Below are 25,059 nucleotides of genomic sequence, written 5' to 3'. Positions count from 1 at the left end.
TTTTACTTTTTCAATTCCTATCGTGCCATTTTGACTTGTAGCTATAGGACTTGAGTCAGTTAGGCTTCGTTCGCTTTCTCTTGCCGGCTAGTGTACATTTTATAGTAATGCCCTTTTTGAGATAAGAGATCTTGGTGATTCCCGGATTCGATTATTTTCCCTTTTTCTAAAACGATGATCCGATCGGCTTTTTCAATGGTAGATAGGCGGTGGGCGATGACAATGCTGGTTCTGTTTTTGGTAAGTTGATCAAAGGCTTTTTGAATAATAAGCTCTGTTCTCGTGTCGATAGATGAAGTAGCTTCGTCTAAGATGAGGATAGCAGGATTACGCAAGATCAGACGAGCGATGGAAATAAGCTGATCTTGTCCTTTTGAAAGACTAGTTTCTCCCTGTCCTATTTGGCTGTCATAGCCATGCGGAAGTTGGCGGATAAAATCATCAACATTTAGTGATTTTGTTACTTTAAGTAGGTCTTCATCGCTGATTTCTTGACCCATACATAAATTGTCCCGAATACTGCTTTCTTTGATCCAGGTATCTTGTAAAACCATGCCGACTGTTTGGTAGAGTTCTTTTCGCTTGATATCGCGAATATCTATCCCATCAATAGTGATTTGCCCACTGGAAACTTCGTAGAAGCGCATCAATAAATTGATTAAGGTGGTTTTCCCAGATCCGGTTGATCCGACAATAGCAATAGATTGACCGGGCAAAATGTCTAGGCTGAAGTGGTCGATAACATTTGGACCAGAAGGATAGGCGAAAGAAACATCTTTGAATTGGATGTGGCCAGCTAGAGGCCTTTTGAGTTGCTTTCTACCTTGATCGGCTATCGGACTTTCTTCAATTAAACGATAGATCCTCTCGGCAGAAGCTAGAGCGTTTTGCCCTTCTGTTAATACTTCGGACAAATCATTGAAAGGTTTTGTATATTGGCTGGCATAGGCTAAGAAGCTGGTCAGACTGCCTATGCTTAAAGGACCAGAAAGGCTATCAGTAGATTGTTCTAGGACTAGGTAGGCACCTATACAGGCTACTAAGGTATAAATGCAAGAATTAATGAAACGAGTGACAGGCATTGCGGCGGAAGAAACGAAGATGGCACGAGTCCAGGAGCGATTGAGTTCTTGCAAAATGCTTTTTAGGCGGTCAGAGGCTGGCTTTTCTTCTTCCTGACTTTTGACTGTTTCGGCCTCGTAGAAAATTTCTTCACTTAAGTTGCTCATCTTACTTCGTAGGCTAGCAGTTTCTTTAAAATAGTGGAAACTCCATTTAGCGATAAAACGGGCACTTAAAAGAGAGAGTGGGGTTAATAAAAGAACAATTAGGCTTAATTTGTAGTTGATTTTCATCATAAAAACAAGGGTCACTAAAATGGTGAGACTGCTTCTGAAAGCTTGACTTAAGCCTAATAAAAGTCCATCAGTGAATTGGTCACAATCGGTAATAAGAGTAGAGATGAGCCCGCCGTTCCCTATTTTATCGATAAAAGCAATGGGTACTTTTGTGATGGCGTCCATTGTATTTAGACGTAGATCTCTGCTGACTTGTATGCTGACCCTTTGGAAAATTAGAGACATAGCCCATTCTAGGATAACGGTTAAGCTAACTATTAGACCCATTTTTTGGAGTTGTTTAAGGAGTAGTGGCCAATGAATAGAGTGAGGGCCAAGGAAAAGATCGACGGCTTGACCGATCAGAATGGGTAGATAAAGAGTGAGTCCTACCGTTAGAATGGTGATGGAGAAGGCTAAAAGGAGTTGAAAGGTGTAAGGTCGTAGGTTATGTCCGATACGCTGGTATAACTTAGGCATAAGACATCTCCTTTCGATGTTGACTCGCATAGATTTCTTGGTAGAGAGGACAAGTTGCTAATAGGTCTTCGTGGCGGCCACTGGCAATGAGTTGCCCATGATCCATGACTAAGATGATATCGCTATCTTCGATCACTTGAAGGCGTTGAGAAATACGGATGATGAGTTTTTTACTTGGCCATTGCTGTAAACGACTGTTCACTTGGCTAGCTGTTTTATAGTCTAAAGCAGATAAGGCATCATCAAGGATAAGGATGGGCTTTTCTTGGCAAAGACTTCTAGCAATGGAAAGACGTTGACGTTGACCACCGGAAAAATTTTTTCCGGATTGGCTAACAGGAAGCTTGAGCCCATCTATCGTTAAGGGGATAAAGGAGTCTGCAGCTGCAGCTTTTAGGGCCGAAAAGGCTCTAGTCAGTCTATCTTCTTTATTTAAAAGGAGATCTTCTTTTGTTACATGCAGTTGCTCGGCTAGGATACCTTGGAATAGGACGGATTTTTGTAGTACGATGCTAGTGTAATGGGATAAACTTTTTGGATGGTAGTGACTAAGATCGTGGCCATTGATTAAAATTTTCCCACTTGTAGGATGTAGGAGATTAGCTAGAAGATGAGCGATAGTAGATTTACCAGCTCCAGTCCCCCCAATGATGCCTACTGATTGGCCTGCTTTTAAGCTGAAAGATACTTGATGCAAGGCAGGCTGACTAGATGCAGTATAGCTGTAGCTAACTTTCTCAAATGTGATAGTATGGAAATCTTCCTCTAGAAGGCTACGTTCTGATGGCTGATTGGAATTGGGGCTTGCTTGACTTGTTAAAACTTCTTTTACACGTTTAGAAGCACTAATTCCTCTAGCTATGCCCATGACACAGGTAACTATCTTCATCAGTTCGATAAGGAGTTGACTTAAATAGTTCACTATGGCGACTACTTGCCCTTGAGTCATATGCCCTTGATCGACCAAAAAACCAGAGCGATAGAGGAGGAGTAGTAAGCCTGCGTTTAAAAGAAGATAGGAAGAAGGATTGAGCAAGGCGTTGATTTGGCTAAGATGGAATTGGATGTTAGTGAGTTTGCTTTGAGATAGCTTAAAAGCATCTGCTTGTTTTTTTTCTTGCCCAAAACTCCTTAAGACACGAACCCCGGAAAGGCTGTCTGTTGCTAAGCTAGTCAGTCGATCTAATTTAGCTTGGACTTTCTCATAAAAGGGGAGGGTTGAAGCGAGTAAAGCAAAAATGAGGGTTAAAAGCAAACAGGATAAAATGAAGAAAGAAAGCCCAGTTTGGGGATGAATTTGGTAGCAGGCAAAAATTGTGCCAAGTACGAGGAAGGGACTCCTTAAGAAGAGACGGAGGAACATATTTAGACCCGTTTGCATTTGGTTGATATCATTGTTTAGGCGTGTGACTAAACTAGCTGGGGTAAAGGACCTTCTCTCTTCTAAGCTTAAGTTATTGATGTGTTGAAATAAGGCCAAACGGATAGCAGAAGCAAAGGAGAGGGCAGTTCTTGCAGAAAAGGCCTGGGCTATAACGGAGAAAAACACACCAAGGACAGCAAAAAGCAATAAAAGGCCTCCCTGATAGATAATGATATGGACTTGCTCTTGTCTTATCCCCTGATCAATGATTCGGGCGATGAAGAGAGGAACAACAAGTTGGGTGAGAGCCTCGAACCACTTGAATAAAGGAGCGAGAAAGGCTTCTTTTTTGTAAGGTTTAAGGAAAGACCAAAATATTCCCATACTTTTCTCCTTTCAGACGATATTATTGTATTTTGTGTTAGTATTACTATATTACCACTATTAGACAGAACTAATCACCCAAGGAGGGGATTAGATGGAAAAAGCTTGTTTAACTTTTTTACCAAATGTATCTCTTTTAAAACCCAATGACGTTTTAGGGCAGTCAGCTTGTCCATTTTGTCAGTTGACTGCTCTAGAAAAGATACTTCTAGAAGAAGGGGATGCTTTATGGGTTGAAAATAAGTATCGCACCCTAGAAGAGACCTATCAAACAGTCTTAATAGAATCTAAGGCTCATGACTTTAATCTAGCCTACTGCTCTTTAGAAAAGCTAAAAGATTTATTGGAGTTTATCTTTGCTTGTTGGGAAAAATTAGCGGCAGATAGTCGCTTTTCTTCGACACTTTTTTTGAAAAATTACGGGCCATGGAGTGGGGCAAGTTTAAGACATTCCCATAGTCAATTAGTCGCTTTAAAAAAATGGGATGTGACAAAACAAGCGGATCCTATCCATTTCGCTGGACTGGATCTTTATCAAGGAGAAGGGGTATCCGCTACTCTTTCTACTCAGCCAATTATGGGCTATACCGAGTTAAATATCTCTTTTGAACCCAAGGGATCGGTTGAGGAATTAGCCGAACTCTTGCAAGCTTTAGTCATCTTTATTTTAAATCAACAAGCCGATAGAAAAGAAGGCTCTTATAATCTGTTTGGCTGGAGATATTTAGACCATTACCAATTTAAACTCGTCCCACGTTATATTGATTCAGCCTATTTTGTAGGTTTTGGGATTGCCCAAGTTTTCCCCATGGATAAGTTAGAAAAAATGGCTGAAGATATTCGTTCCCATTATTTGAAGGAACTACTGAATAGGCAATAGAGGGGATTTAGAAATTAGTTGAAAGCTAGTTTTGAAATGACTAAGAGGGGATTTAGAAATTAGCCGAAAGCTAGCTTTGAAATGACTAAGGGGAATAAAGAAAACGATAACGAGACAGAAGGCAAGTCATCATAATGGAGGAAAGTATGGAAGAGATTGTAGAGAAGTATCTTAAAACTTTTGTTTGGAAAGCTATTGATCTAGGATTGTTGAGAGAGATGGATCGAGTCTACTGCTTGAATCGTTTAATGGATAGACTAGCTTTGGATGTCTTAAGTGATAGGGTTAAAAGTTTTCAAAATAGAGAGAAATATCGTTTGAAAGATTTAGCAGAGTTTTTGATAGAGAATGCCAAAAAAAGGGGTTTATTGGAAGATTCTCAAGTTGAAGCTGATATATTATTAGGGCAGTTGATGGATAGCGTAATGGATCGTCCCTCTCTAATCGATGAAACCTTTTGGCAATTATATAGAGAAGATCCTAAAAAGGCGACAGATTGGTTTTATGATTTCAGTCAAACGGTAGACTATATTAAGACAGATCGGATTGCTCAAAACATCAGTTATAAGCATCAATCGAAATATGGAGAAATTGATTTGACGATCAACCTGTCTAAGCCGGAGAAAGACCCTAAGAAGATAGCGGAACTTCAGAAAATAAAGAGTATGGACTATCCTAAATGTCCCCTATGTATTGAAAATGAAGGATTTCGTGGTAATGCTGGGCATGCCCCTCGTGCGAACCACCGAGTCATTCGTCTAAAAGTATTGGAAGAAGATTGGGGCTTTCAATATTCTCCTTATAGTTACTTTAATGAACATTGTATCTTCCTTTCACAGACTCACCATCCTATGCTGGTTAATGGGAGGTGTTTAGCTAAATTGCTGTCGATTGTTGAACAAATGCCTCATTATTTTGTGGGATCTAATGCAGGTTTACCAATTGTCGGAGGGTCTATCTTAAGCCACGATCATTACCAAGGAGGACGTTATCACTTTGCCATGGAAAAAGCTAAAGTGTTAAAAAGCTACACTTGGCCAAATTATCCTGAAGTATCTGTGGAACAACTTTATTGGCCTTTATCTGTTGTGCGTTTGCGTTCTGTTCATAAGGAGCAACTTCTCGAAGCTTCCGAAAAAGTAATGACAGACTGGTCGAATTACTCAGATCCAAGTCAACATATTTTTTCCAAGACAGATGGTGTTGACCATAATGCTATTACGCCAATTGTTCGTAAAAAAGGAGAGGCCTTTGAAATGGATCTTGTCTTGCGCAATAATTTAACGACTTCGGAATTCCCAGATGGTTATTTCCATCCGCATCCAGATGTGCAACATATTAAGAAGGAAAATATTGGCCTGATTGAAGTCATGGGTTTAGCTGTTTTGCCGGCTCGCTTGAAGAGAGAAATAAAAGCTCTGACAAAAGCTTTATATCAAGGGACTGAAGAAGTGGACGCCAAGCATCTTAACTGGTTAAAGGATTTAAAAGCAAGTTACCAGCCTGAAAGCTTGGAAGAGGCAGAGGCAATAGTTAAAAATTCAATGGGGGATATTTTTATACGGGTCTTGGAAGATGCAGGGGTATTTAAGCAGACTAATGAAGGACAGCTAGCTATGCAGGAGTTCGTTGAAAGTTTAGGAGCACATTTATTAGATCTGGATCAAGAGACTGATGAAGAGGCTATTTAAGTTCATAAATCGTTGGAAGAGGAGGGGGAACTATGCAGGAAGAACATATAGAGAAGGCGAAAAAAGAAGGCATAGAAGGCCAGTCTAAGAAAGAGGGGGAAGACTTATTATGCCAAGAGGGAGATAGTCATCAGCCTGAAGTTATTAAAGGCAAGGGTCTCCAGTCTTCAGACGACTCGATTAGAAAAGACTTGGATAAAAAAGAGTCAATAAGAGATGAAGAGCTAGACAACTTAGGGGAAAATTGTCATAAAATGAGTGGGAAAGAGTCTATCCCCTTAGAAAGAAGACTTTCTTTTCAAGAAGACCCATCCATTAAAAATGGCCTGAAAAAGCTGCTCAAATGGTTGTTTATGTTTTTCCTGTCTCAACTACCAATGATTGGAATCATCATGTTGATGAAGCTAGTGGGTAAGATTTCAGGGGGCGTCTTATTTTTATTAACGGCTAGTTTAATTTTACTAGCTTTTTTACTAATGAAGTTTATGTGGAAAGGCTATGTAAAAGAAACAAGAAATAAGGACAATTTTGCCCCTTTGACATTTAGAGACTTCAAAGCAATTCTTGTCTATTTTCTTCTGATGAGGGTATACGTCCTTGCTCTTTCTAGTTTTAATCAGTTGATTTTTAAACAAGGCGTATCAGCAAATGATCAGGCTATTTATGCGATCAGTGGTCAAAATAACCCAGTATTTTTGCAAGTTACCTTTTTCTTTTTTATTGGACTTGTGGCTCCTTTAATGGAGGAAATGGTTTTTCGTGGGTATTTGACAGGTCTTTTCTTTAAAGTGGATGCTTTTTTATTGCCCTTAGTGGTCAGCTCGTTTATATTTGGACAACTTCATGCTAGTCACAATATAGTGGAAGTTTTGATGTATTTCGGCCTTGGTGTAGGATTATTTCTGGCTTATCATAGAAGGCGAAATTTAAAGGACGCTATGCTACTTCATTTCTTGAATAATGGGACGGCTGTCTTAGTTCTTTTATGGGTTTATTTAAAAGGCCTTTTGATGTAGAGATAGATCATTTAAGGGGATTGTTTAAAGTTCTTAAGCAATAGTTTAGAGTGAATTTGTGTTTTTCAAAAAAGAATAGGCATAAGAAAAATTAGGCAACAAAAAAAGTAGCAGCTCTATGATCTGCTACTTTTTTTAAAAGATTCTTGTCACCTCCCCAGTAACAAGAATCTAAATAAGTCAGTTGCTATTTGATGGCTTCGGAGAGGAATTAAGATGGAAACAATTCCGTTCTGCGACTGTGACGTTTGCGTACTTTCACACGAATGTCAATAGTGCCACCAGCAGCTGTTACAATTTGATGTAAAGTTTTCAAGCTGATATTTTGCTTACCTGTTTCGATCTTAGCAATGTAAGATTGGTTTTTGTTGCAGGCTTTCGCTAGTTCTTGTTGAGTAAGACGTTTTTTACTGCGAAGTTCTAATAAAACATTGGCAGCTAGTTGATTAGCATAAGCTTCGTCATCCATAGCTGTGTTAGTGATGTTGTTTGGATCAACTGTTGTCATTTGTTATCGTCCTTTCTTTTGTTAGCAGACTTTCTAGTTAGTTTTTGATAGGATAGCACTATCAATTTTCTAACTATTCATCTGTGTCCATCTAAAGCAACTACCATATCACTTATATAATAGAACGAGAGAGTGAAAATTTCAACACCTATTTAAGAAATATGATAGAAAAATTCCATAACTTTACTCTTAAAGAAAAGAAAACGCTATAAAAAGCTTTCTTCTCTATTCGTATTATAACAGAACAAGTATACAAAGGCGACAATTTTTAAAAAAATTAACTAATTAATCGTCTAATCTAGTTGGGCATAGGGATTAAGCATGCTGAAGTCATGTTTCCTTTTAAAAAAAATCATCAAAAATTCAACGAATGGGTCTATTCGGAAAAGACTAGTTCAAATGGATTTTGACTTTAAGGAAGCTTTTATAGGAGATATAGCTGTAACAAAAAAGTAACTTGCGTTTGTATTGTTCGCTCAAAATGTTATATAAGGTCATATGAGTGATGGGAGAAGTAAATCTTTTAGCAATAGCTCCTGTAGAAGGGGAGTAAAAATAGCGTAAGCGATATTTTTACGTCAGCCCCATCTATAAGTTCGAAGTGCACAGATAGATGGATGGCTGCCCTTCTGAAGGGAAAAATGATGGGACGAATAGGAGCATCTTTTTTATGAGTCGCTGAAGCACAAGTTTTATCTAACTCGACCAGCTCTAATTGGTCTAGTTGAAACTGGTAAGCATGCCGTTTTGTTTCTATAAAAGCGCATTCTTCCATCAAGCGGACTTATGTATTCTAACAGTCTGATTACTACTAATGCAAGTTAAATGATGAATTGAGCGGATTACTTTTATCACCTGCTGGATGAAAGGACTTTTGATAGATAAATAAGACTTAGTTGAAGAAAGGGAGCTAGTTGCCAGCAGAATTCGTTGCATGACATGGATCAATTGATATGGTCCTGTCGTCTTTCTACTCTATCTAGGGGCAAATGTGGGGGAGGACTTTGTGAGAATAAAGAAATTCTTTGTGTTCGGTAAAAAAAATCTAAAATGTGCTTAGCTCTTGTAAAAGCTATTGGGACGCTAAAAATGAAAGATTTGATTTGAAGGTTTTAAACAGCTCGAAAATAAAGATAGCGATTAAAAGCCCATGCCTAAAGGGTTTTCACAATATCTAGTGGTTTTAAAATAATTATAGCCCTAGATATTGTGTTACACCTATAAACTTGCTACAATGGCACTATAGGAGGCTGAGTTTATGGAACAAACCTTAAGCAATTATACACGTGAAACGAATTCTCATCTGGCGGTCATCAAAAGAGATGGTCGGATGGTTCCTTTTAATGATGAAAAAATTTATAACGCAATTATAAAGGCAGCTCAACAGCTTTATCCACGAATCGATGCTATTTTGATGAATGAAATTAACGACGTGATGGATGATGTTAATGAAGAAATTGCCTCAAGATTCCACGAAGATATTAAAATTTACGAAATTCAAAATATTGTTGAACACACCCTTTTGGAGCATGGCAAGACCACTTTAGCAGAAAGTTATGTGGGTTATCGCTTGAAACGTGATGTTGAACGAGCCAAGGCTACGGATGTCCGTTACACTATTCAAAAGCTCTTAAAGAAGGACGCTACTGTTGTGAATGAAAATGCTAATAAGGACTCCAAGGTCTTCAATACCCAACGAGACCTTACAGCAGGGACAGTAGCTAAGGCTATGGGCTTGAAGATGATGCCTAAGCATGTGGCCAATGCTCACTTAAAAGGGGATATTCACTACCACGATTTAGACTATCAACCTTATATGCCTTTAACCAATTGTTGCTTGATTGACTTTAAGGGGATGTTTGAGAAGGGCTTTAAGATTGGGAATGCTGAAGTTGAATCTCCACGTTCTATTCAAACTGCAACGGCTCAAATGGCGCAAATTATTGCCAACGTGGCTTCTAGTCAATATGGAGGCTGTTCTGCTAACCGTATTGATGAAGTTCTAGCTCCTTATGCACAAATTAACTACGAAAAACATTTAAAAGACGCTAAAGAATGGGTTGATGGCGAAGAAAAGCAAAAAGCCTACGCTAAGAAGAAAACACAAAAAGATATTTATGATGCGATGCAATCCTTAGAATATGAAATTAACACCTTGTATTCGAGTCAGGGGCAAACACCATTCACAACATTGGGTTTTGGCTTAGGTACATCTGAAATCGAACGTGAGATTCAAAAATCTATCTTAAAGGTTCGGATTAAAGGGATTGGTAAAGAAGAGCGTACAGCCATCTTCCCTAAATTGATCTTTACTTTAAAGAGAGGATTGAACTTAGAGCCAGGTGATCCTAACTATGATGTCAAAGAATTAGCCTTAGAATGTGCAACCAAACGCATGTATCCAGATGTGCTTTCGTATGATAAAATCGTTGAATTGACTGGAAGTTTCAAAGTGCCTATGGGTTGTCGTTCTTTCTTGCAAGGTTGGAAAGATGAAAATGGCAAGGAAGTTAATTCTGGTCGGATGAATTTAGGGGTAGTGACCCTTAATTTGCCACGGATTGCCTTAGAATCTAAGGGGGATAAAGAAAAATTCTGGTCTATTTTTGAAAGCAAGATGAAAATATGCCACGATGCCCTTGTTTATAAGGTGAATCGCACCAAGGAAGCTACACCATCTAACGCACCGATTCTTTATCAATATGGAGCTTTTGGGAAACGACTTGCTCCAACAGACGATGTGGATGAATTATTTAAGAATGGGCGGGCGACAGTTTCATTAGGCTATATTGGTCTTTATGAAGTAGCGACAGTTTTTTATGGTCCGGAATGGGAGCATAATGCAGAAGCTAAACAATTTACTTTGGATATTGTCAAGTCTATGAAGGAACAATGCGATGAATGGAGCGAAGAATATGGCTACCATTTCAGTATATATTCCACACCAAGTGAAAGTTTGACCGATCGTTTCTGCCGTTTGGACACGAAGAAATTTGGATTGGTTCCAGATATTACTGACAAAGAATATTACACGAACTCCTTCCACTATGACGTTCGGAAACAACCTACTCCATTTGAAAAATTGGATTTTGAAAAAGATTATCCGAAATATTGCAGTGGTGGCTTCATTCATTACTGTGAATATCCGGTTTTAAGGACAAATCCAAAAGCTTTGGAAGCTGTCTGGGATTATGCCTATGATCGTGTGGGATATTTGGGAACCAATACGCCTATTGATAGATGTTACAAATGTGGATTCCAAGGGGAGTTCAATCCAACTGAACGTGGCTTTGAATGCCCTAAGTGTGGTAACAATGATCCAAAGACTTGCGATGTGGTTAAACGGACTTGCGGTTATTTAGGTAACCCTCAAGCTCGTCCTATGGTTCACGGTCGCCATGAAGAAATTCGCCATCGGAAGAAACATATGAAGGGCCTGGAAAATAATGATACGCAATCCCTTGCCACAGGAATGGCTTAGTAAAGATTATTCTCAACATAAAATAGCGGATTACAAACCTTACAATTTTGTTGATGGAGAGGGTGTCCGCTGTAGCCTGTATGTTTCAGGTTGCCTATTTGCCTGCCCTGGCTGTTACAACAAGGTAGCGCAAAATTTTAACTACGGTCATCTCTATACAAAAGAATTAGAAGATCAAATTATTGAGGATTTGAAAGCCCCATACTGTCAAGGTTTGACCCTCTTAGGTGGAGAGCCATTCATGAATACAGAGGTTTGTATTTCCTTATGTCAAAGGATTCGGAAAGAATTTGGGAGAGACAAGGATATCTGGTCATGGACGGGTTATACCTGGGAAGAAATGATGTTAGAATCTGAGGATAAGTTACAACTTTTATCCTTGATTGATATTCTTGTGGATGGGCGATTCGCCTTGGAATTGAAGGATTTAACGCTTCAATTCAGAGGATCTGCCAACCAACGAATTATTGATGTCCCAAAGTCCCTTGAAAAAGGTGAAGTTGTGATATGGGACAAATGTGTCGATAGTCAGAGGTACTTTAAATTATAAGCAATTTATCAACTTTTATTGTTGGTAAATTCTTCAGAAAAAAGAAAGGGCGATGAAACTTAATCGCCTTTTCTTTTTTTAATAAAAACCTAATAAAAAGAAGGACGCTATGGACTAAATTGCTTTTTTCTACGACGATAACTAGAAGAATATTTTACAGATATATAAAAGGTTTATCGGGATAGAGAATCGGCGTATTAAACATGGTTATAGTGACACTTATTTTATGATAATCTAGTTAAAAATAGAATGGATATTTTTTATAAATCCATTGACAATATAAAAAAAGAAGAGTAACATATCATTGAAATCAAATATGGAGGAGGAATATTTATGATTAAATTTGATAAAGAAAAGAAATTGATAACAATTGGCTTGGAAGATGAAGAAAAAGAAAAGAGCCTTGAAAAATGGACCTTTATTCAAATATACAAATCTTCTTCAAATAGATATATAGATGTTAATCTAGGGAAAAAGAAAGAAAATATACAGCATGTGGCTTTCGAATAGAAAAGAAAAAAAGAAATGGGGGGAAGAGCTAGAACAATTATTGGATACTTTTTTACCCCTATTTTCTCGTATGGATGACAAAGACTATGAAAAAATGAATGCTGAATTAGTTTTTGCTAGTATTTTCTCGAAAAAGCCATCTGAAGACGAGCAAGGGACGATAGAAGAATTTTTTGAAGAAGTAAATGGTCGTTCGATTAGTGAACTTGATCCAGCTATTCTTATGCTTCTCAGCCTTTATCGGCAAAGGTTTAAGTCAACTGGAATCGACCAGGGAGCCGATAACCCAAACGGACAAGAGACTTATAAGCAAGTTATTCCATCTGATGGGCGATCTTTTCAAGATAAATTCTCTCTAGACGGACAGGAGCGTTATAGTTTAGATATTTCTGTAAAAAACTCCTTCAATCAAGTGGAATTAATGACCTATCAGTCTATGCTTGAGAAGAAATATGCGTCTAGAGTAGAAGAGTTTTTAAGATCCGATATCTATGATCGAGTGAAAGATGGTCTTATAGATAGAGAAGAAATGTATATCCTGACGCATTGGGTCTTTTATTTATCTTATTTAAATGAGTTTCCTGAATTTTTCTCTTACTTCCCTGAAAAAGGGCAGAAACTGCTGGAGCAACGTTTATCTAGCTACACTGTCTCATGCTTAATTAAGGAAGATTATGACTTATTGGCTGAACTATTGCTCTGCTATCTTTTAATGGGACAGTCAGTAAAAATGACATATGATTCCATTTTTAAAAAAGCGTTTCGTCAGTTATACCATTTCATGAAAAAGTTGGAAGAAACTACCAAATCGCATGAGTTGAGTGAGATAAGTGGTTATTACCATACGGTTCTCGTCTTAAAAATGGTCAAGGACTTAATAGAGGTAAGTGAATGAACGACTATTGGGGAAAAAACTTAAGAGAAAATAGCTGTCATCTTTTAAAGAGAGCGCTAAAGGAACATACAGTAGAAAGTTTACTCTTAGCGTATTTTTTTTACTCTTTAAAAGAGAAAAGGGAGCAATTGAAGGCACATTGGGAGCCACTCACCTACAAGATAAATAAGTTATCGGTGAATGTGGTGGATATTGATCCACTGGAATATCAAAGCATCGTGGAGGAACTCCTTAAAAACTATATTGTTTATGACTATCGGCCAAGTGAAATAGAGTGCCGGCTATTAGAGGGCATGGCGCTGAGCCTCTTGAGTCAAGAGGATGACAGATGCTTTTTTAATATTGCCTTGCTTTTACTGTTTGAAAAAAATTCGAGTATCAACTGGAAGTCATATGTAAGGAATAGAAAGAAAGAAGACGATCTTGTGGCACTTGCGCAAGGGATTCTGCAAATTATTGGCTAAGGCCAAGCTGTAAGGAGGGGTTTCATGAATTCGTACCGTCAGTATAGAAAGTTATTTTTTAAAAATAATCGTTTAGTGGTTTTTTTAACAGTTGTGATCTATATTTTTACCGCACTTATTAATTTAGGGATTTCTGTAGGGCTACAACTTGTTTTTGATTATATGGCTGGGAAAAGTAGCTATAGTTTTTTAATGATTTTATTAGCTTTTGTGGGTTTGCTTTTTGTGACAGGAGTGAAGGCTATAGGGGAATATCACTTCTATCCTAGATTTTTGGAAAAAGCAATGAATCAGTACAAGGAAGTCTTTATTCGACAATTGTTAGAGAAAAATTTAGCAGACTATAACGCTGCTAATTCTGCGACCTATTTGTCTATTTTTACGAACGATTGTGAGAGAATTCAGGAGAATTACCTCAAGAAAATTTTTGATGCGATCCTCCAAGTTGTGATGTTAGTGGGATCTTTATCTTTAATGCTTTACTACAGTCCTTTATTAACCTTAATAGCTATCCTGATTTCGATGGTTCCAGTCTTTGCTTCTGTTTCCATGGCTAATCAGTTAGCTGAAAGAGAAGAAACGGTTGCAAGAAATAACGAAAATTATGTATCCCTTACGAAAGATATTCTCAATGGGATGTCAGTGGTGAAAAGCTTTAAAGCAGAAGAGGAAGTAGCAGGCTTATATGAAGATCGGTCCAAAACACTTGAAAAGGTGAAAAAGAATCGAGAACAAAGTCGAATTCTTGTCAATAGCTTAGGGGAAGGGGCAGGTTTAATTGCCCAATTTGGTGTTTTGCTGGCTGGGGCTTGGTTAGTGCATCAGCAATCCTCTACTTTAACAGCAGGTATGGTCTTAGCTTTCACGAATTTAATGAATTTTGTTTTGCAACCTATTTCTGTCTTGCCACAATTGATCGGACAAATGAAGGGCGCTCAAAAGCTCATAGTTAAAATGGCTGATCAAATTGGCTCTACTAAAAGAGATGAGGATAAAACAGATTTATTAGAACTAGGAGAAGGAATACGTTTAGAGAATGTGTCTTTTGCTTATACAAAAGACGAGCATTTGGCTGTAGATAGTTTGAATTTAAATTTACTGGCGGGGAAATCTTACGCGATTGTTGGGGGATCTGGTTCAGGGAAGAGTAGCTTGATTCATTTGCTAATGGGTTATTATACTGATTATCAAGGGCAAATTCTGGTTAATGGTAAGGAACTACGTCAAGTGAGCAAAGAATCTCTTTATGATAAATTGACCTTGATACAACAATCCGTCTTTATTTTTGATTCTAGTATAAAAGACAATATTACTCTGTTTAAAGATTTTCCGGCATCGGAGATCGATCGTGTCGTTGAATTGGCTGGGCTATCCCCATTAGTTGAAGAAAAAGGATTAGCTTATAGCTGTGGTGAAAATGGGAACCGACTATCTGGTGGTGAAAAGCAACGTATCGCGATTGCTAGAAGTCTACTCAAACATGCTGAAGTTTTGCTAGTTGATGAAGCCACCTCAGCTCTTGATAATGAGACAGCTGCTACTATTAATCAATCTATTTTGGATTTGAAGGATATGTTACGTGTGGTGATTACCCACCGTTTGGACGAACAAAGTCTCAAGCAATACGATCAAATTCTCGTCATGAAAAAAGGGCGCTTGATTGAAGTGGGTAGTTATGAAGAATTAATGGCAGAAAAAGGCTACTTCTATTCCTTATATACTGTGTCGAAGTAGTATGGTTAGAAGCATTTAAGAAGATGTTAATGGAAATCTGGGCTACATATCTTGTGTGGTTTAAAGTGTCTTGGATACTTAAACGGCAAGTGTAAGCTAGAGATAAATAAGTTATATAGGGAAAGCCAGGGATTAGGAAAGCTTTAGTCACTAATCTTTGGCTTTTTTGGCACTTTGTCAAATTCACCAACAACAAAAAGTATAGAGCCCAAAAAGTATAGAGACGAAAAAAGGCTAGGTTCAAGCTGAACCTAGCCTTTTACTTTGAATTTGTAATAATCCCAACGTTTATGGGTGATGATATATTCAAGGGGTTTGTCATTAAAGGATGAACGGGTGAGTTTGACTTGTTTAACAATAGGGTCATTTGAGGGGAGGTCTAAAAGAGTAGCGACTTCTTTAGGTGCAGGGTAAAGAATTTCATTAGTTTCCTCGTAAGGTTCTTCAGACATATGGATGCCGAAGTCAACTTTGATCCGATTGTAAATAGATGAGTAAGCATTTTTTGGAAGATTGGTATTGACCAAATGACTGTTGAGGTAGGTCTTGTGGTAAATGAAAGGAGTGCCATTCACTGACCGAATACGACGGATGCAGTAGTAGTGATCTTTAGCTGTTAATTCTAATAATTGGAGGATTTTTGGGTCGTCTCCCTTGTCAATAGACAGAACGGTTACTTTTTCTTTTTCAAGGGGGTAAACTTCAAGATCCGAAAACTCGACAAGGCGTCCTTTCCTTGAGCGAGAAATAAAAGTACCTTTCCCTTGATAGCGGACGAGATAACCTTCTTGAACCAATTCGTTTAGAGCTCGAATGACCGTAATGGAGCTCACTTGGTAGAGGTGAACTAGCTCAGCCTCAGTGTAGAACCGGTCTCCACTCTCAAATTTTCCCGATATAATCTCACTTTTGAGCTTGTTTCTGATAATTTGGTATTTTGGTAATCGCATTATTTGACTCTCTTTTCCTATGGTTGCTTAAAATAGTTTATATTCGCGTTTTTTTGTAAAAAAGTTTACTTCATTATGGCTTGCGTATAATCGAACAAAGGACTTGATAAAAAATAAATTTAAAAGTTGGGAAAAAGCTTTAAATATCAATAAAATCAAGCTTCTTTAATGGCTCTTGCTTTTTTGATCTAGGAATATTTCACAAGGTTTGATATACTAAATAAGTGGACATCAATAGGTATTTTTCCTGTTTTTGTGGCTTGTAATTTCTTTGCCTCTTGTCCCGTCTAGTCCTATTCTAGCATATTTTACCTGCTAAAAAATCCTTGACTTGTCAAAAAAAACAACTTAATATATTAATATAATGAAAGCGGTTTACAAGGAGGGGTGATAGTGGATAAATTTGAAATCCGAGAAGATTTTCTTATGAATGGAAAAGCTTTTAAGATTCTCTCTGGAGCTATTCATTATTTTCGAGTGCCGAGAGATGATTGGCAGCATTCTCTGTATAATTTGAAGGCACTTGGCTTTAACTGTGTGGAGACTTATGTGCCATGGAATCTTCATGAAGCAGAAAAAGGGCACTTTGATTTTGAAGGAGCTTTAGATCTGCCGGCGTTTCTAAGTCTAGCAAAAGATATGGGGCTTTATGCCATTGTAAGACCTTCGCCTTATATTTGTGCAGAATGGGAATTTGGTGGCTTTCCAGCTTGGTTATTACAAGAAGATTGTCACATTCGTTCTTCTGATCCCAAGTATCTAGCTCATGTTTCTGCTTATTATGATGAGCTACTTCCACGTTTAGTAAAACATCAGCTAGACCATGGAGGCAATATTCTCCTCTTTCAAGTGGAAAATGAGTATGGATCCTATGGGGAAGATAAAAAATATCTCCGCCTTTTAAGTCAAATGATGAGGGATAAGGGATTGACGATGCCCTTTGTCACATCAGATGGCCCCTGGAAAGCTTGTCTAAGAGCGGGTAGCTTAGTGGAGGATAATATTCTTGCTACTGGAAACTTTGGCTCTAGGGCAGCTGAGAATTTTAGAGAGCTGAGAAATTATTTAGAAGAACATGGGAAAAAGTGGCCTTTGATGTGCATGGAATTTTGGGATGGCTGGTTTAATCGATGGAATGAACCACTTGTCACAAGAGATAAACATGAATTGGTGGATGCCGTGCGAGAAGCTATTAGCCTTGGTTCGATTAATCTCTATATGTTTCATGGAGGGACAAACTTTGCTTTTATGAATGGTTGTTCAGCTCGAGGGAATCACGATTTACCACAAGTGACTTCCTATGATTATGGGGCACCATTGGACGAACAAGGTAATCCAACGGCCAGCTACTATGCTTTGCAGGAGATGATGAAGAAAGACTTTCCTGAATATCCTACTATGGAGCCACGGGTGAAAACTTGCCTATCGCCTAGGACATGGTCTTTAACTGGCAAAGTTAATCTCTTTTCTACATTAGACAAGATTTCTCAACCGATTCATTGCCTTTATCCCAAAACGATGGAAGAGTTAGGACAAGGCTATGGTTATCATCTCTATAGAACTCATTTTCAAAAGGACGCTGATCAAGAAAAATTACGCTTGATCGACGGAAGAGATCGAGCCCAAGTCTTTCTTAATGGCAAGAAAGTCGCTACACAGTATCAGGAAGAAATTGGCCAAGAAATTGTATTGGATCTTATTCAGGAAGAGAACCAATTAGATGTCCTCATTGAAAATATGGGACGGGTCAATTATGGAGCTAAACTTTTAGCAGATACTCAGCGAAAAGGGCTCAGACAAGGAGTGATGTTAGACTTGCACTTCTTGCAAAATTGGCAACAATATAAACTACCCTTTACTGATGATTCTCAGATTGATTTTGATGGCGAATGGACAGTTGGTCAGCCTGCTTTTTATCGTTTCGAAGGAGATCTTGAAGAAGTAGCTGATGCCTATCTTGACCTATCAGAATTTGGAAAGGGATTTGTTTGGGTGAATGGCATCAATATTGGACGTTTTTGCCAACTAGGGCCGACCTTGTCCCTGTATGTTGCTAAAGGATTTTTGAAAGAAGGGAGAAATGCGATCGTTATATGTGAGACAGAGGGAATTGCTTCAGATGTCTTAAGATTTTTAGACAAGCCCTTATTAAAAGACATGCATAAAGGAGAATGATTTTATGGCTATTATTGGTGTACGTATCGATGGACGATTGATTCATGGACAAGTGGCAAACTTGTGGACAACAAAATTAGAAATTAGCCGCATCATGGTGGTGGATAACCAAGTAGCAGAATCCGCTGTAGAAAAATCCGGTTTGAAACTCGCTACTCCAGCTGGGGTTAAATTGTCTGTCCTGCCAGTGGAAAAAGCTGCAACGAATATTTTAGCGGGCAAATATGACTCTCAACGATTACTCATTATTGCTAAGCGCCCACAAGTATTGTATGAATTAGTAGAAAAAGGCGTTCCTATAGACACGATCAATGTGGGTAATATGTCTCAAACAGATCAAACAAAGCATATTTCTCAATCGATCAATGTTTTACCTGAAGATGTTGAAACTTTCCAAAAATTACGGGACAAGGGTGTTAAATTAACAGCACAAATGGTTCCAAGTGACGATATTAAAGATTTATGGACTTTATTAGAAAAATAGATAGGAGGATGGAATCATGAGTATTCAATGGTGGCAGATCTTATTACTTTCTTTATACGCCGGCTATCAAATTTTAGATGAATTACAAATTTACTCCTCACTTAGCGCTCCAGTCTTTGCTGGTTTGTTTGCGGGTTTGGTAATGGGCGATGTCAAAACAGGACTTTTTATTGGCGGTAGCATGCAATTAACCGTTTTAGGGGTTGGGACATTTGGTGGTGCTTCCCGTATTGATGCCAACTCTGGTACAGTACTCGCTACGGCCTTTGCAGTAGCGACAGGCATGGATCCACAACAAGCCATTGCTGCCATTGCCGTTCCAGTAGCTGCCTTGATGATTCAATTGGATATCTTGGCTCGTTTTGCTAATACGTATTTTGCTCACAAAATTGATAAAAATGTTGAAAACTTTGAATACAAGGCTATTGAACGCAATTTCTTGCTAGGGGCTTTACCATGGAGCTTGTCACGTTTAATTCCTGTATTCTTAGCCCTTGCTATTGGTGGACCATTCGTTCAAAAAATTGTAGATGTTTTGAATGGACCGTTAGCTTGGTTAGGGAATGGATTAACGGTTGCTGGGGCTACTTTACCAGCTGTTGGGTTTGCTATTTTACTACGTTATTTACCAGTCAAAAAACACTTGCCATATTTAATTCTAGGCTTTACCCTAACAGCTTTGCTCACAACTGTATTCGGAAATATTCAAGTGCTTGGTTCTGGTGTCGCTTCTGTTGCTAAGGATTTCCATCATGTCTTTAATGGTATGCCAATGCTTGGGGTGACTTTGCTAGGTTTTGCTTTAGCCTTTATTAGCTATAAGAGATCTATTGAAAACAAACAAGCTGCGGCATTTAAGCCAAGTCAAGCTCAAGTCTCTGAGGAAGGAGAGATTGAAGATGATGAACTCTAATCCTAATACTAGACCAACAACTGGTTATAAACTCACTAAAGAAGACTTTAAGCAAATTAACCGCAGAAGTTTGTTCGGCTTCCAATTAGGTTGGAACTATGAACGGATGCAAGCTTCTGGTTATCTCTACACGATTTTGCCACAATTGCGTAAAATTTATGGGGATGGCACACCTGAATTGAAGGAAATGATGAAGACCCATACACAATTCTTCAATACTTCCAACTTCTTCAATACTCTTGTGACAGGGATTGACTTAGCTATTGAAGAAGATAAGGGGATATCTGGTAAAGAAACTGTCGCTGGTTTAAAAGCTGGTTTGATGGGGCCTTTCGCCGCTATTGGGGACTGTATCTTTGCAGCCTTGATTCCTGCTATTTTTGGTGCCATTGCTGCTAATATGGCTACACAAGGGAACCCATTCGGTATTTTCTTGTGGATTGCCGCTCAAATCGCTGTAATGGCCTTTCGTTGGAAACAACTAGAATATGCCTACCATGAAGGGGTAGATTTGGTGACCAATATGCAAGACCGCTTGCATGCGATTACCGATGCGGCTACTTTGTTAGGGGTATTCATGGTTGGGGCTTTGGTTGCAACGATGGTTAATGTGCACTTTGCCTTCACTCCAAAGATTGGGGATGTCACCATTGACTTCCAAAACTATCTGGATATGATTATGCCTCGCCTTTTACCTGCAGCTATTGTAGCTTCTATCTACTGGTTGCTTGGGAAGAAGAACATGACTTCAACAAAAGCTATCTTTATTGTTTTGATCGTATGTATCGTTTTAGGTGGCTTGGGCATTATTAGTAAATAAGCTTTGAAATTGGAGAAAAGGGGGGAATAGGAGTTCCTCCCTTTCTTTATCTTAGTTATAGTAAGTCTTGGGGGAAAACTGACAGATTTTAAAAATAATTGGAGAAGCTATGGGCTTAAAAAATGGTAAAATAAAAGAGCGGAAATATTAACCGCCCGTCTAATGTATACAGGATTTCAAAAAAATAAGCATTAGTCGATTATAAAAGATAGAAAAGAGGAAATAATATGAGTCGTTCTCTCGTTTTAATCAGCCACGGTCGTTTTTGCGAAGGTTTGAAAGAAAGCACTGAAATGATTATGGGGCCACAAGACAATATTTATACCGTGGCTTTACTTCCTTCAGAAGGTCAAGATGATTTCCGTAAGAAATTTGAAGATGTGACCAAAGATTTGGACGATTATGTTGTTTTTGCGGACTTGATGGGTGGAACCCCTTGCAATGTGGTTTCTCGCTTGATTTTAGAAGGTAAAAATATTCCTCTTTATGCGGGTATGAACATGCCAATGGTTATTGGTTTCATTAATGCTGAGCTCATTGGGGAAGAAAAAGATTATATCAAGGCAGCTACTAATAATGTCGCCTATGTCAATGAAGTGATTTCCAATGTAGATGATGACGAAGATGAGTAGGAGCAATAAGTCTAGCAAGTCCTACTTTATAAAGATAGCTATAAAAAGAAACCCGAGATCCAGCAGATGGATTTGGGGTTTCTTTTTCATGGAAAAGTTTAAAAGGAGCCAAGAAAGCTATCAGTCTCGTCCCTTAAGTATAGAGGACTCTTTATGTAAAAGTTAGGACGAGAAAAGGAAGCTATAGAGAAAGGGATCTTGAGAAGATTAGCGCTTGTTATAAAATACCAATACAAGAAAGATCCCGAAAATGATTAGTTCAAAGATGGCTGCAAGGATTAAATAATGACGGAATTGCTGAACAATTCTTTGCTGAGCTTTGGCGTTTTCTGCTTTAGCCATTTGAACAACATAGTAGAGAGAAAGGAAAAGAGGCAGTAGAGCTAGGAGAGGGAGGAGAATAAGGTAGGAAAGCATAGAAGACCTTCTTTCTTTAGATATAGTGTTGGCTACTTGTAGAAAAATACTTAGCTAGAAATGACTGGCTACTAAAGTCTGGCACTGAATTTGTCAATGGCTTTTGCTGGATAGAAGGAAATAAATTATTGTGCTGCTTACACTAGGGAAGAACAGCTATAGAAAAAAATGTGCTGTTGACACTAGGAGAGAATAGCTATCGAAAAATGTGCTGTTGACACTAGGAAAGAACAGCTATCGAAAAATGTGCTGTTGACACTAGGAGAGAATAGCTATCGAAATATGTACACTTAGAGGATAGAAGAAAGGGAAACTACAAAAAATGCTCAAGTTAGACGATAAAAGAAAGGGAAACTACAGAAAATTCTCAAGTTAGACGATAAAAGAAAGGGAAACTACAAAAAATGCTTAAGTTAGTCGATAGATGAAGGGGATCTTTAGAAAAATCTAAAGTTAGTTGACAGTAGAAGAGGGAATCTATCAAAAAACATACTGATAGTATACTTCATCTGACAAAAGACCACAATTCTATGTCTATATAAAGTTCATTAGTTCACAAAGTAACTTTTTTGTGCCATAATAATAGAAGAGGAAGAAAAGAAGCTAAAGGCATCAGAAATTCTTGTTGAGCTCTGACAGGCTAAATCAAATATTAGAGAGGTGTTAGCATGTTTGATTTAAAAGGACAAATTGCTATTGTTACAGGTGGCGCGAATGGTATAGGAAGAGGGATTGTGAATTGCCTCAATCAAGCTGGAGCTAAAGTGGTGATTGCTGACCTTGACCAGTATAAAGGCAAAAAAGTGGCTGAAGAAGTAGATGGTGATTTTATTTCAGTTGATGTGACAGTGGAAGAAGAGATGAAGCATCTTTTCAAAACTGTTAACGAGCGATATGGCAAGATAGATATATTGTGTGCCAATGCAGGCATTTTTCCTCAAGTAGCTCTTAGCGATATGACGGTAGAAGACTTTGATAAAGTATTGAATGTGAACTTAAAAAGTACTTTTTTCAGCGTGAAATATGTTGCGCCTTATATGAAAGAAAGAGGCTATGGTCGTATTGTGGTGACTAGCTCTATTACAGGTCCAATCACCGGCTACCCAGGATGGGCTCATTATGCGGCAAGTAAAGCTGGGCAATTAGGCTTTATTCATTCAGCTGCTTTGGAATTAGCTCAATATGGCATTACGATCAATGCTGTTCAACCAGGCAATATAAAAACTGAAGGCTTGATTGCGCAAGGGCAAGCCTATATGGATGGGATGAGAGCTAACATACCTCTTCATGAATTAGGTGAGCCAGAAGATATTGGTGTGGCTGCTTGTTTCTTTGCTAGTAGAGAGGCTAAATTTATTACGGGGCAAAATTTAGTGATTGATGGGGGACAAATTCTTCCTGAAGATCCAGGAGCTATTCTATAAAAGTAGGAGAGATTTTTTGACTGACGTGTTCAAAAAAGATGATGGATGGTTATATGTTAGCTACTTTGGACTAGGATTTTGCCTAGTCCATTTTTTCAACAGGAGTAGGAAAAATATTGCTAGAAATTTTAGGGAAAGAGTGCCAAAAATCCCGAAATATTAATCTTTAATGAGAGTTTTAAGTTGACTTAAAAAGCTATTGATTTTTGAAAGTAAGCGTTTTACAATGGGGTTGGTGAGCCGGACTAGCTTCTAGTGAGAAGAGTTCTCTTTAGAGTGGGACGGCCAAATACCTATCCTACTGCTAAGAAAGACGTTGCTTGATTTAGATGAGGTCTAAGGATGGGCTAACGGAAATCTTACAGGGGATGAAATGAATGGAGGAAATGGAATGGAAAAAAGTTCATGCACGACGATTTTAGTAGGTAAGAATGCCTCTTTGGATGGGTCAACTATCATTTCTCGTAATGAAGATGGTAGCGACCAACCAAATCCTCAACGTTTTGTGGTAGTGAATCCAGAAGACCAACCTAAAGTCTTCTATACCTGCCAAGGGAAAACAGAAATTCCTTTGCCAGATAACCCATTGCGCTATACCTCTACTCCAGATGCTAACCCTCATGGGGTTTGGGCTGGTGCTGGTATCAACAGTGAAAACATTGCTATGTCGGCTACTGAAACAATCACAAGCAACGCACGTGTATTAGGGGCTGACCCATATGTTGAAAATGGTATTGGTGAAGGGGATATCCCAACACTAGTTTTACCTTACATTCATTCTCCTAGAGAAGGGGTTTTACGTTTAGGGGAATTGCTTGAAACTTATGGGACTTATGAACCAAATGGGATTGCTTTCTCTGACGTGAACGAAATTTGGTATATGGAAACTTATGGCGGTCACCACTGGGCTGCTGTTCGTATTCCTGATGACGCCTTTGTTGTGGCACCAAACCGTTTGAATATTGATACCTTCGACTTTGATTCTGAAGATGTGCTTTACTCTAAGGATTTGCCAGACTTCATTGAAAGAAATAATTTGAACCCTGACTTTAAGGGCTTGAATTTCCGTCATACACTTGGTAGTTCTGATTATAAAGACCAACAATACAACAACTGCCGGACTTGGTATGTTCAAAAAGCTTTATCAGACACTAGCCGTCCATTCAATGAAGAATATCCATTTGTGGACTGCCCAGATTGCCCAGATTTGCCATTCCTCTGCTATCCAAAACGCAAGATTTCTATCGAAGATATCAAATGGGCACAATCCTCTCACTATGAAGGAACTAAGTGGGACGTTTATGGGAAATCTTCAGAAGCTGATCGCAAGAAATATCGTGCTATTGGCTTGAACCGGAACATGGAATTACACATTATCCAATTACGTCCAAATGTTCCAGAAGAAATTCAAGGGATCCATTGGTTAGCCTTTGCTTCTAACCCTTATAACAATGTTGTTCCATTCTACGCTAATGTTACGGATACTCCAGTATCTTATCGTGACACGAAGGGAACATATGACCCTAACTATTACTACTGGGTAGTTCAAACTTTAGCAGTTATTGGTGACCACAACTTTGATTTATATGGTAGCTTCTGCTATGACTTCACTAACGATATTGCACCTAAGATGCGTGAACAATTGATCGCAACAGATAAACGCATTATTGAAGAAAAATTGACTGGTCGTGAAGCACAAAAAGTTTTGGAAGAAGCTAATGAAAAGATGGCTGACGAAATGTTCAAGAAGACAGTTGATCTCTTGGGTAAATTCGTTTGCACCGCAAGCCACAAGATGGAATTACGTTACTCTTTGGCTGACTAAGCTAGTCCTTAAGGAAAATATTTAATAGTAAAAAGACAGGTGGACTGAAGAAAAGCCACCTGTCTTTTTGGCTTTTGAAGAATAAAGTCAAGTCGGTTATACTATATTCAAAAGATTTAAAGAAAA

General features: G+C 38.4%; 21 protein-coding genes. 16 read left to right on the top strand and 5 right to left on the bottom strand.

What is annotated here, in order from left to right:
* Positions 1 to 59: 59 nt before the first annotated feature.
* A complete protein-coding gene (locus tag D3H64_RS00315) occupies positions 60 to 1,817 on the bottom strand; it encodes an ABC transporter ATP-binding protein (RefSeq protein WP_158589175.1) in 1,758 nt (585 codons plus the stop codon).
* Positions 1,810 to 3,564, bottom strand: a complete 1,755-nt coding sequence (locus tag D3H64_RS00310) for an ABC transporter ATP-binding protein (RefSeq protein ID WP_121563697.1) — start codon at positions 3,562 to 3,564, stop codon at positions 1,810 to 1,812. The genes D3H64_RS00315 and D3H64_RS00310 overlap by 8 nt, the downstream gene beginning before the upstream one ends.
* 94 nt (positions 3,565 to 3,658) lie before the next feature.
* On the opposite strand from D3H64_RS00310, the gene D3H64_RS00305 reads away from it, so the two are divergent.
* The 3 genes from D3H64_RS00305 (at position 3,659) to D3H64_RS00295 (ending at position 7,151) form a co-directional block, all read left to right on the top strand.
* Positions 3,659 to 4,444, top strand: a complete 786-nt coding sequence (locus D3H64_RS00305) for a DUF4931 domain-containing protein (protein ID WP_121563695.1) — start codon at positions 3,659 to 3,661, stop codon at positions 4,442 to 4,444.
* A 146-nt stretch (positions 4,445 to 4,590) separates the two neighbouring features.
* On the top strand, positions 4,591 to 6,135 hold the full coding sequence (locus D3H64_RS00300) for a UDP-glucose--hexose-1-phosphate uridylyltransferase (RefSeq protein ID WP_121563692.1): 1,545 nt from the start codon (positions 4,591 to 4,593) through the stop codon (positions 6,133 to 6,135).
* A 32-nt stretch (positions 6,136 to 6,167) separates the two neighbouring features.
* A complete protein-coding gene (locus D3H64_RS00295; protein WP_121563690.1) occupies positions 6,168 to 7,151 on the top strand; it encodes a CPBP family intramembrane glutamic endopeptidase in 984 nt (327 codons plus the stop codon).
* A 211-nt stretch (positions 7,152 to 7,362) separates the two neighbouring features.
* On the opposite strand, the gene D3H64_RS00290 is transcribed toward D3H64_RS00295, so the two are convergent.
* The gene (locus D3H64_RS00290; protein ID WP_121563688.1) at positions 7,363 to 7,659 is read right to left on the bottom strand and encodes a helix-turn-helix transcriptional regulator; all 297 of its coding nucleotides are present in this window, start codon (positions 7,657 to 7,659) and stop codon (positions 7,363 to 7,365) included.
* A gap of 1,258 nt (positions 7,660 to 8,917) precedes the next feature.
* Here D3H64_RS00290 and nrdD point away from each other — a divergent pair.
* The 6 genes from nrdD to D3H64_RS00265 all read left to right on the top strand — a co-directional run bounded on the left by nrdD (position 8,918) and on the right by D3H64_RS00265 (position 15,293).
* Positions 8,918 to 11,140: an anaerobic ribonucleoside-triphosphate reductase gene (nrdD, locus tag D3H64_RS00285; protein ID WP_121563686.1), complete on the top strand. Its 2,223-nt coding sequence runs from the start codon at positions 8,918 to 8,920 to the stop codon at positions 11,138 to 11,140.
* Positions 11,106 to 11,690 carry an anaerobic ribonucleoside-triphosphate reductase activating protein gene (nrdG, locus tag D3H64_RS00280; protein ID WP_121563684.1) on the top strand — a complete coding sequence of 195 codons (585 nt, stop codon included), beginning with the start codon at positions 11,106 to 11,108 and terminating at the stop codon, positions 11,688 to 11,690. Before nrdD ends, nrdG begins: the two co-directional genes overlap by 35 nt.
* Before the next feature lie 333 nt (positions 11,691 to 12,023).
* A complete protein-coding gene (locus D3H64_RS10160; RefSeq protein ID WP_158589174.1) occupies positions 12,024 to 12,200 on the top strand; it encodes a hypothetical protein in 177 nt (58 codons plus the stop codon).
* The gene (locus D3H64_RS00275) at positions 12,184 to 13,095 is read left to right on the top strand and encodes a hypothetical protein (protein ID WP_121563682.1); all 912 of its coding nucleotides are present in this window, start codon (positions 12,184 to 12,186) and stop codon (positions 13,093 to 13,095) included. The genes D3H64_RS10160 and D3H64_RS00275 overlap by 17 nt, the downstream gene beginning before the upstream one ends.
* Positions 13,092 to 13,559: a hypothetical protein gene (locus D3H64_RS00270; protein ID WP_121563680.1), complete on the top strand. Its 468-nt coding sequence runs from the start codon at positions 13,092 to 13,094 to the stop codon at positions 13,557 to 13,559. The genes D3H64_RS00275 and D3H64_RS00270 overlap by 4 nt, the downstream gene beginning before the upstream one ends.
* 24 nt (positions 13,560 to 13,583) lie before the next feature.
* Positions 13,584 to 15,293 carry an ABC transporter ATP-binding protein gene (locus tag D3H64_RS00265; RefSeq protein WP_121563678.1) on the top strand — a complete coding sequence of 570 codons (1,710 nt, stop codon included), beginning with the start codon at positions 13,584 to 13,586 and terminating at the stop codon, positions 15,291 to 15,293.
* Positions 15,294 to 15,544: 251 nt separating this feature from the next.
* Here the strand turns inward: D3H64_RS00265 and D3H64_RS00260 are convergent, their stop codons facing one another.
* Positions 15,545 to 16,243: a GntR family transcriptional regulator gene (locus D3H64_RS00260; RefSeq protein WP_121563676.1), complete on the bottom strand. Its 699-nt coding sequence runs from the start codon at positions 16,241 to 16,243 to the stop codon at positions 15,545 to 15,547.
* 393 nt (positions 16,244 to 16,636) lie between these two features.
* Between D3H64_RS00260 and D3H64_RS00255 the strand changes: the two genes are divergently transcribed.
* The 5 genes from D3H64_RS00255 (at position 16,637) to D3H64_RS00235 (ending at position 21,267) form a co-directional block, all read left to right on the top strand.
* Entirely contained in the window at positions 16,637 to 18,418 is a 1,782-nt protein-coding gene (locus D3H64_RS00255) for a glycoside hydrolase family 35 protein (RefSeq protein ID WP_121563673.1), read from the top strand.
* A gap of 4 nt (positions 18,419 to 18,422) precedes the next feature.
* On the top strand, positions 18,423 to 18,902 hold the full coding sequence (locus D3H64_RS00250) for a PTS sugar transporter subunit IIB (protein ID WP_121563671.1): 480 nt from the start codon (positions 18,423 to 18,425) through the stop codon (positions 18,900 to 18,902).
* Positions 18,903 to 18,918: 16 nt separating this feature from the next.
* The gene (locus tag D3H64_RS00245) at positions 18,919 to 19,815 is read left to right on the top strand and encodes a PTS sugar transporter subunit IIC (RefSeq protein WP_121563669.1); all 897 of its coding nucleotides are present in this window, start codon (positions 18,919 to 18,921) and stop codon (positions 19,813 to 19,815) included.
* Entirely contained in the window at positions 19,802 to 20,635 is an 834-nt protein-coding gene (locus tag D3H64_RS00240; protein ID WP_121563667.1) for a PTS system mannose/fructose/sorbose family transporter subunit IID, read from the top strand. The genes D3H64_RS00245 and D3H64_RS00240 overlap by 14 nt, the downstream gene beginning before the upstream one ends.
* Before the next feature lie 227 nt (positions 20,636 to 20,862).
* Positions 20,863 to 21,267, top strand: a complete 405-nt coding sequence (locus tag D3H64_RS00235; protein ID WP_121563665.1) for a PTS sugar transporter subunit IIA — start codon at positions 20,863 to 20,865, stop codon at positions 21,265 to 21,267.
* A 207-nt stretch (positions 21,268 to 21,474) separates the two neighbouring features.
* Here the strand turns inward: D3H64_RS00235 and D3H64_RS00230 are convergent, their stop codons facing one another.
* Positions 21,475 to 21,684 (bottom strand): hypothetical protein, encoded by a 210-nt coding sequence (locus tag D3H64_RS00230; RefSeq protein ID WP_121563663.1) that lies wholly within the window; start codon positions 21,682 to 21,684, stop codon positions 21,475 to 21,477.
* 668 nt (positions 21,685 to 22,352) lie between these two features.
* On the opposite strand from D3H64_RS00230, the gene fabG reads away from it, so the two are divergent.
* Together fabG and D3H64_RS00220 are read left to right on the top strand one after the other, a co-directional pair.
* The gene (gene fabG / locus D3H64_RS00225; protein ID WP_121563661.1) at positions 22,353 to 23,108 is read left to right on the top strand and encodes a 3-oxoacyl-ACP reductase FabG; all 756 of its coding nucleotides are present in this window, start codon (positions 22,353 to 22,355) and stop codon (positions 23,106 to 23,108) included.
* A 391-nt stretch (positions 23,109 to 23,499) separates the two neighbouring features.
* Entirely contained in the window at positions 23,500 to 24,933 is a 1,434-nt protein-coding gene (locus tag D3H64_RS00220; RefSeq protein ID WP_121563659.1) for a C69 family dipeptidase, read from the top strand.
* Positions 24,934 to 25,059: the final 126 nt, after the last annotated feature.

Origin of the sequence: Atopobacter sp. AH10, from assembly GCF_003664595.1 — a bacterium.
Lineage (GTDB): Bacteria > Bacillota > Bacilli > Lactobacillales > Aerococcaceae > Atopobacter.
This window is presented reverse-complemented; position numbering and strand designations above follow the sequence as displayed.

Excerpts from the sequence above, each read along its gene's own strand:
- D3H64_RS00315 (WP_158589175.1), bottom strand. The coding sequence starts at position 1,817 with ATGCCTAAGTTATACCAGCGTATCGGACATAACCTACGACCTTACACC.
- D3H64_RS00310 (WP_121563697.1), bottom strand. The coding sequence starts at position 3,564 with ATGGGAATATTTTGGTCTTTCCTTAAACCTTACAAAAAAGAAGCCTTT.
- D3H64_RS00305 (WP_121563695.1), top strand. The coding sequence starts at position 3,659 with ATGGAAAAAGCTTGTTTAACTTTTTTACCAAATGTATCTCTTTTAAAA.
- D3H64_RS00300 (WP_121563692.1), top strand. The coding sequence starts at position 4,591 with ATGGAAGAGATTGTAGAGAAGTATCTTAAAACTTTTGTTTGGAAAGCT.
- D3H64_RS00295 (WP_121563690.1), top strand. The coding sequence starts at position 6,168 with ATGCAGGAAGAACATATAGAGAAGGCGAAAAAAGAAGGCATAGAAGGC.
- D3H64_RS00290 (WP_121563688.1), bottom strand. The coding sequence starts at position 7,659 with ATGACAACAGTTGATCCAAACAACATCACTAACACAGCTATGGATGAC.
- nrdD (WP_121563686.1), top strand. The coding sequence starts at position 8,918 with ATGGAACAAACCTTAAGCAATTATACACGTGAAACGAATTCTCATCTG.
- nrdG (WP_121563684.1), top strand. The coding sequence starts at position 11,106 with ATGATACGCAATCCCTTGCCACAGGAATGGCTTAGTAAAGATTATTCT.
- D3H64_RS10160 (WP_158589174.1), top strand. The coding sequence starts at position 12,024 with ATGATTAAATTTGATAAAGAAAAGAAATTGATAACAATTGGCTTGGAA.
- D3H64_RS00275 (WP_121563682.1), top strand. The coding sequence starts at position 12,184 with ATGTGGCTTTCGAATAGAAAAGAAAAAAAGAAATGGGGGGAAGAGCTA.
- D3H64_RS00270 (WP_121563680.1), top strand. The coding sequence starts at position 13,092 with ATGAACGACTATTGGGGAAAAAACTTAAGAGAAAATAGCTGTCATCTT.
- D3H64_RS00265 (WP_121563678.1), top strand. The coding sequence starts at position 13,584 with ATGAATTCGTACCGTCAGTATAGAAAGTTATTTTTTAAAAATAATCGT.
- D3H64_RS00260 (WP_121563676.1), bottom strand. The coding sequence starts at position 16,243 with ATGCGATTACCAAAATACCAAATTATCAGAAACAAGCTCAAAAGTGAG.
- D3H64_RS00250 (WP_121563671.1), top strand. The coding sequence starts at position 18,423 with ATGGCTATTATTGGTGTACGTATCGATGGACGATTGATTCATGGACAA.
- D3H64_RS00245 (WP_121563669.1), top strand. The coding sequence starts at position 18,919 with ATGAGTATTCAATGGTGGCAGATCTTATTACTTTCTTTATACGCCGGC.
- D3H64_RS00240 (WP_121563667.1), top strand. The coding sequence starts at position 19,802 with ATGATGAACTCTAATCCTAATACTAGACCAACAACTGGTTATAAACTC.
- D3H64_RS00235 (WP_121563665.1), top strand. The coding sequence starts at position 20,863 with ATGAGTCGTTCTCTCGTTTTAATCAGCCACGGTCGTTTTTGCGAAGGT.
- D3H64_RS00230 (WP_121563663.1), bottom strand. The coding sequence starts at position 21,684 with ATGCTTTCCTACCTTATTCTCCTCCCTCTCCTAGCTCTACTGCCTCTT.
- fabG (WP_121563661.1), top strand. The coding sequence starts at position 22,353 with ATGTTTGATTTAAAAGGACAAATTGCTATTGTTACAGGTGGCGCGAAT.
- D3H64_RS00220 (WP_121563659.1), top strand. The coding sequence starts at position 23,500 with ATGGAAAAAAGTTCATGCACGACGATTTTAGTAGGTAAGAATGCCTCT.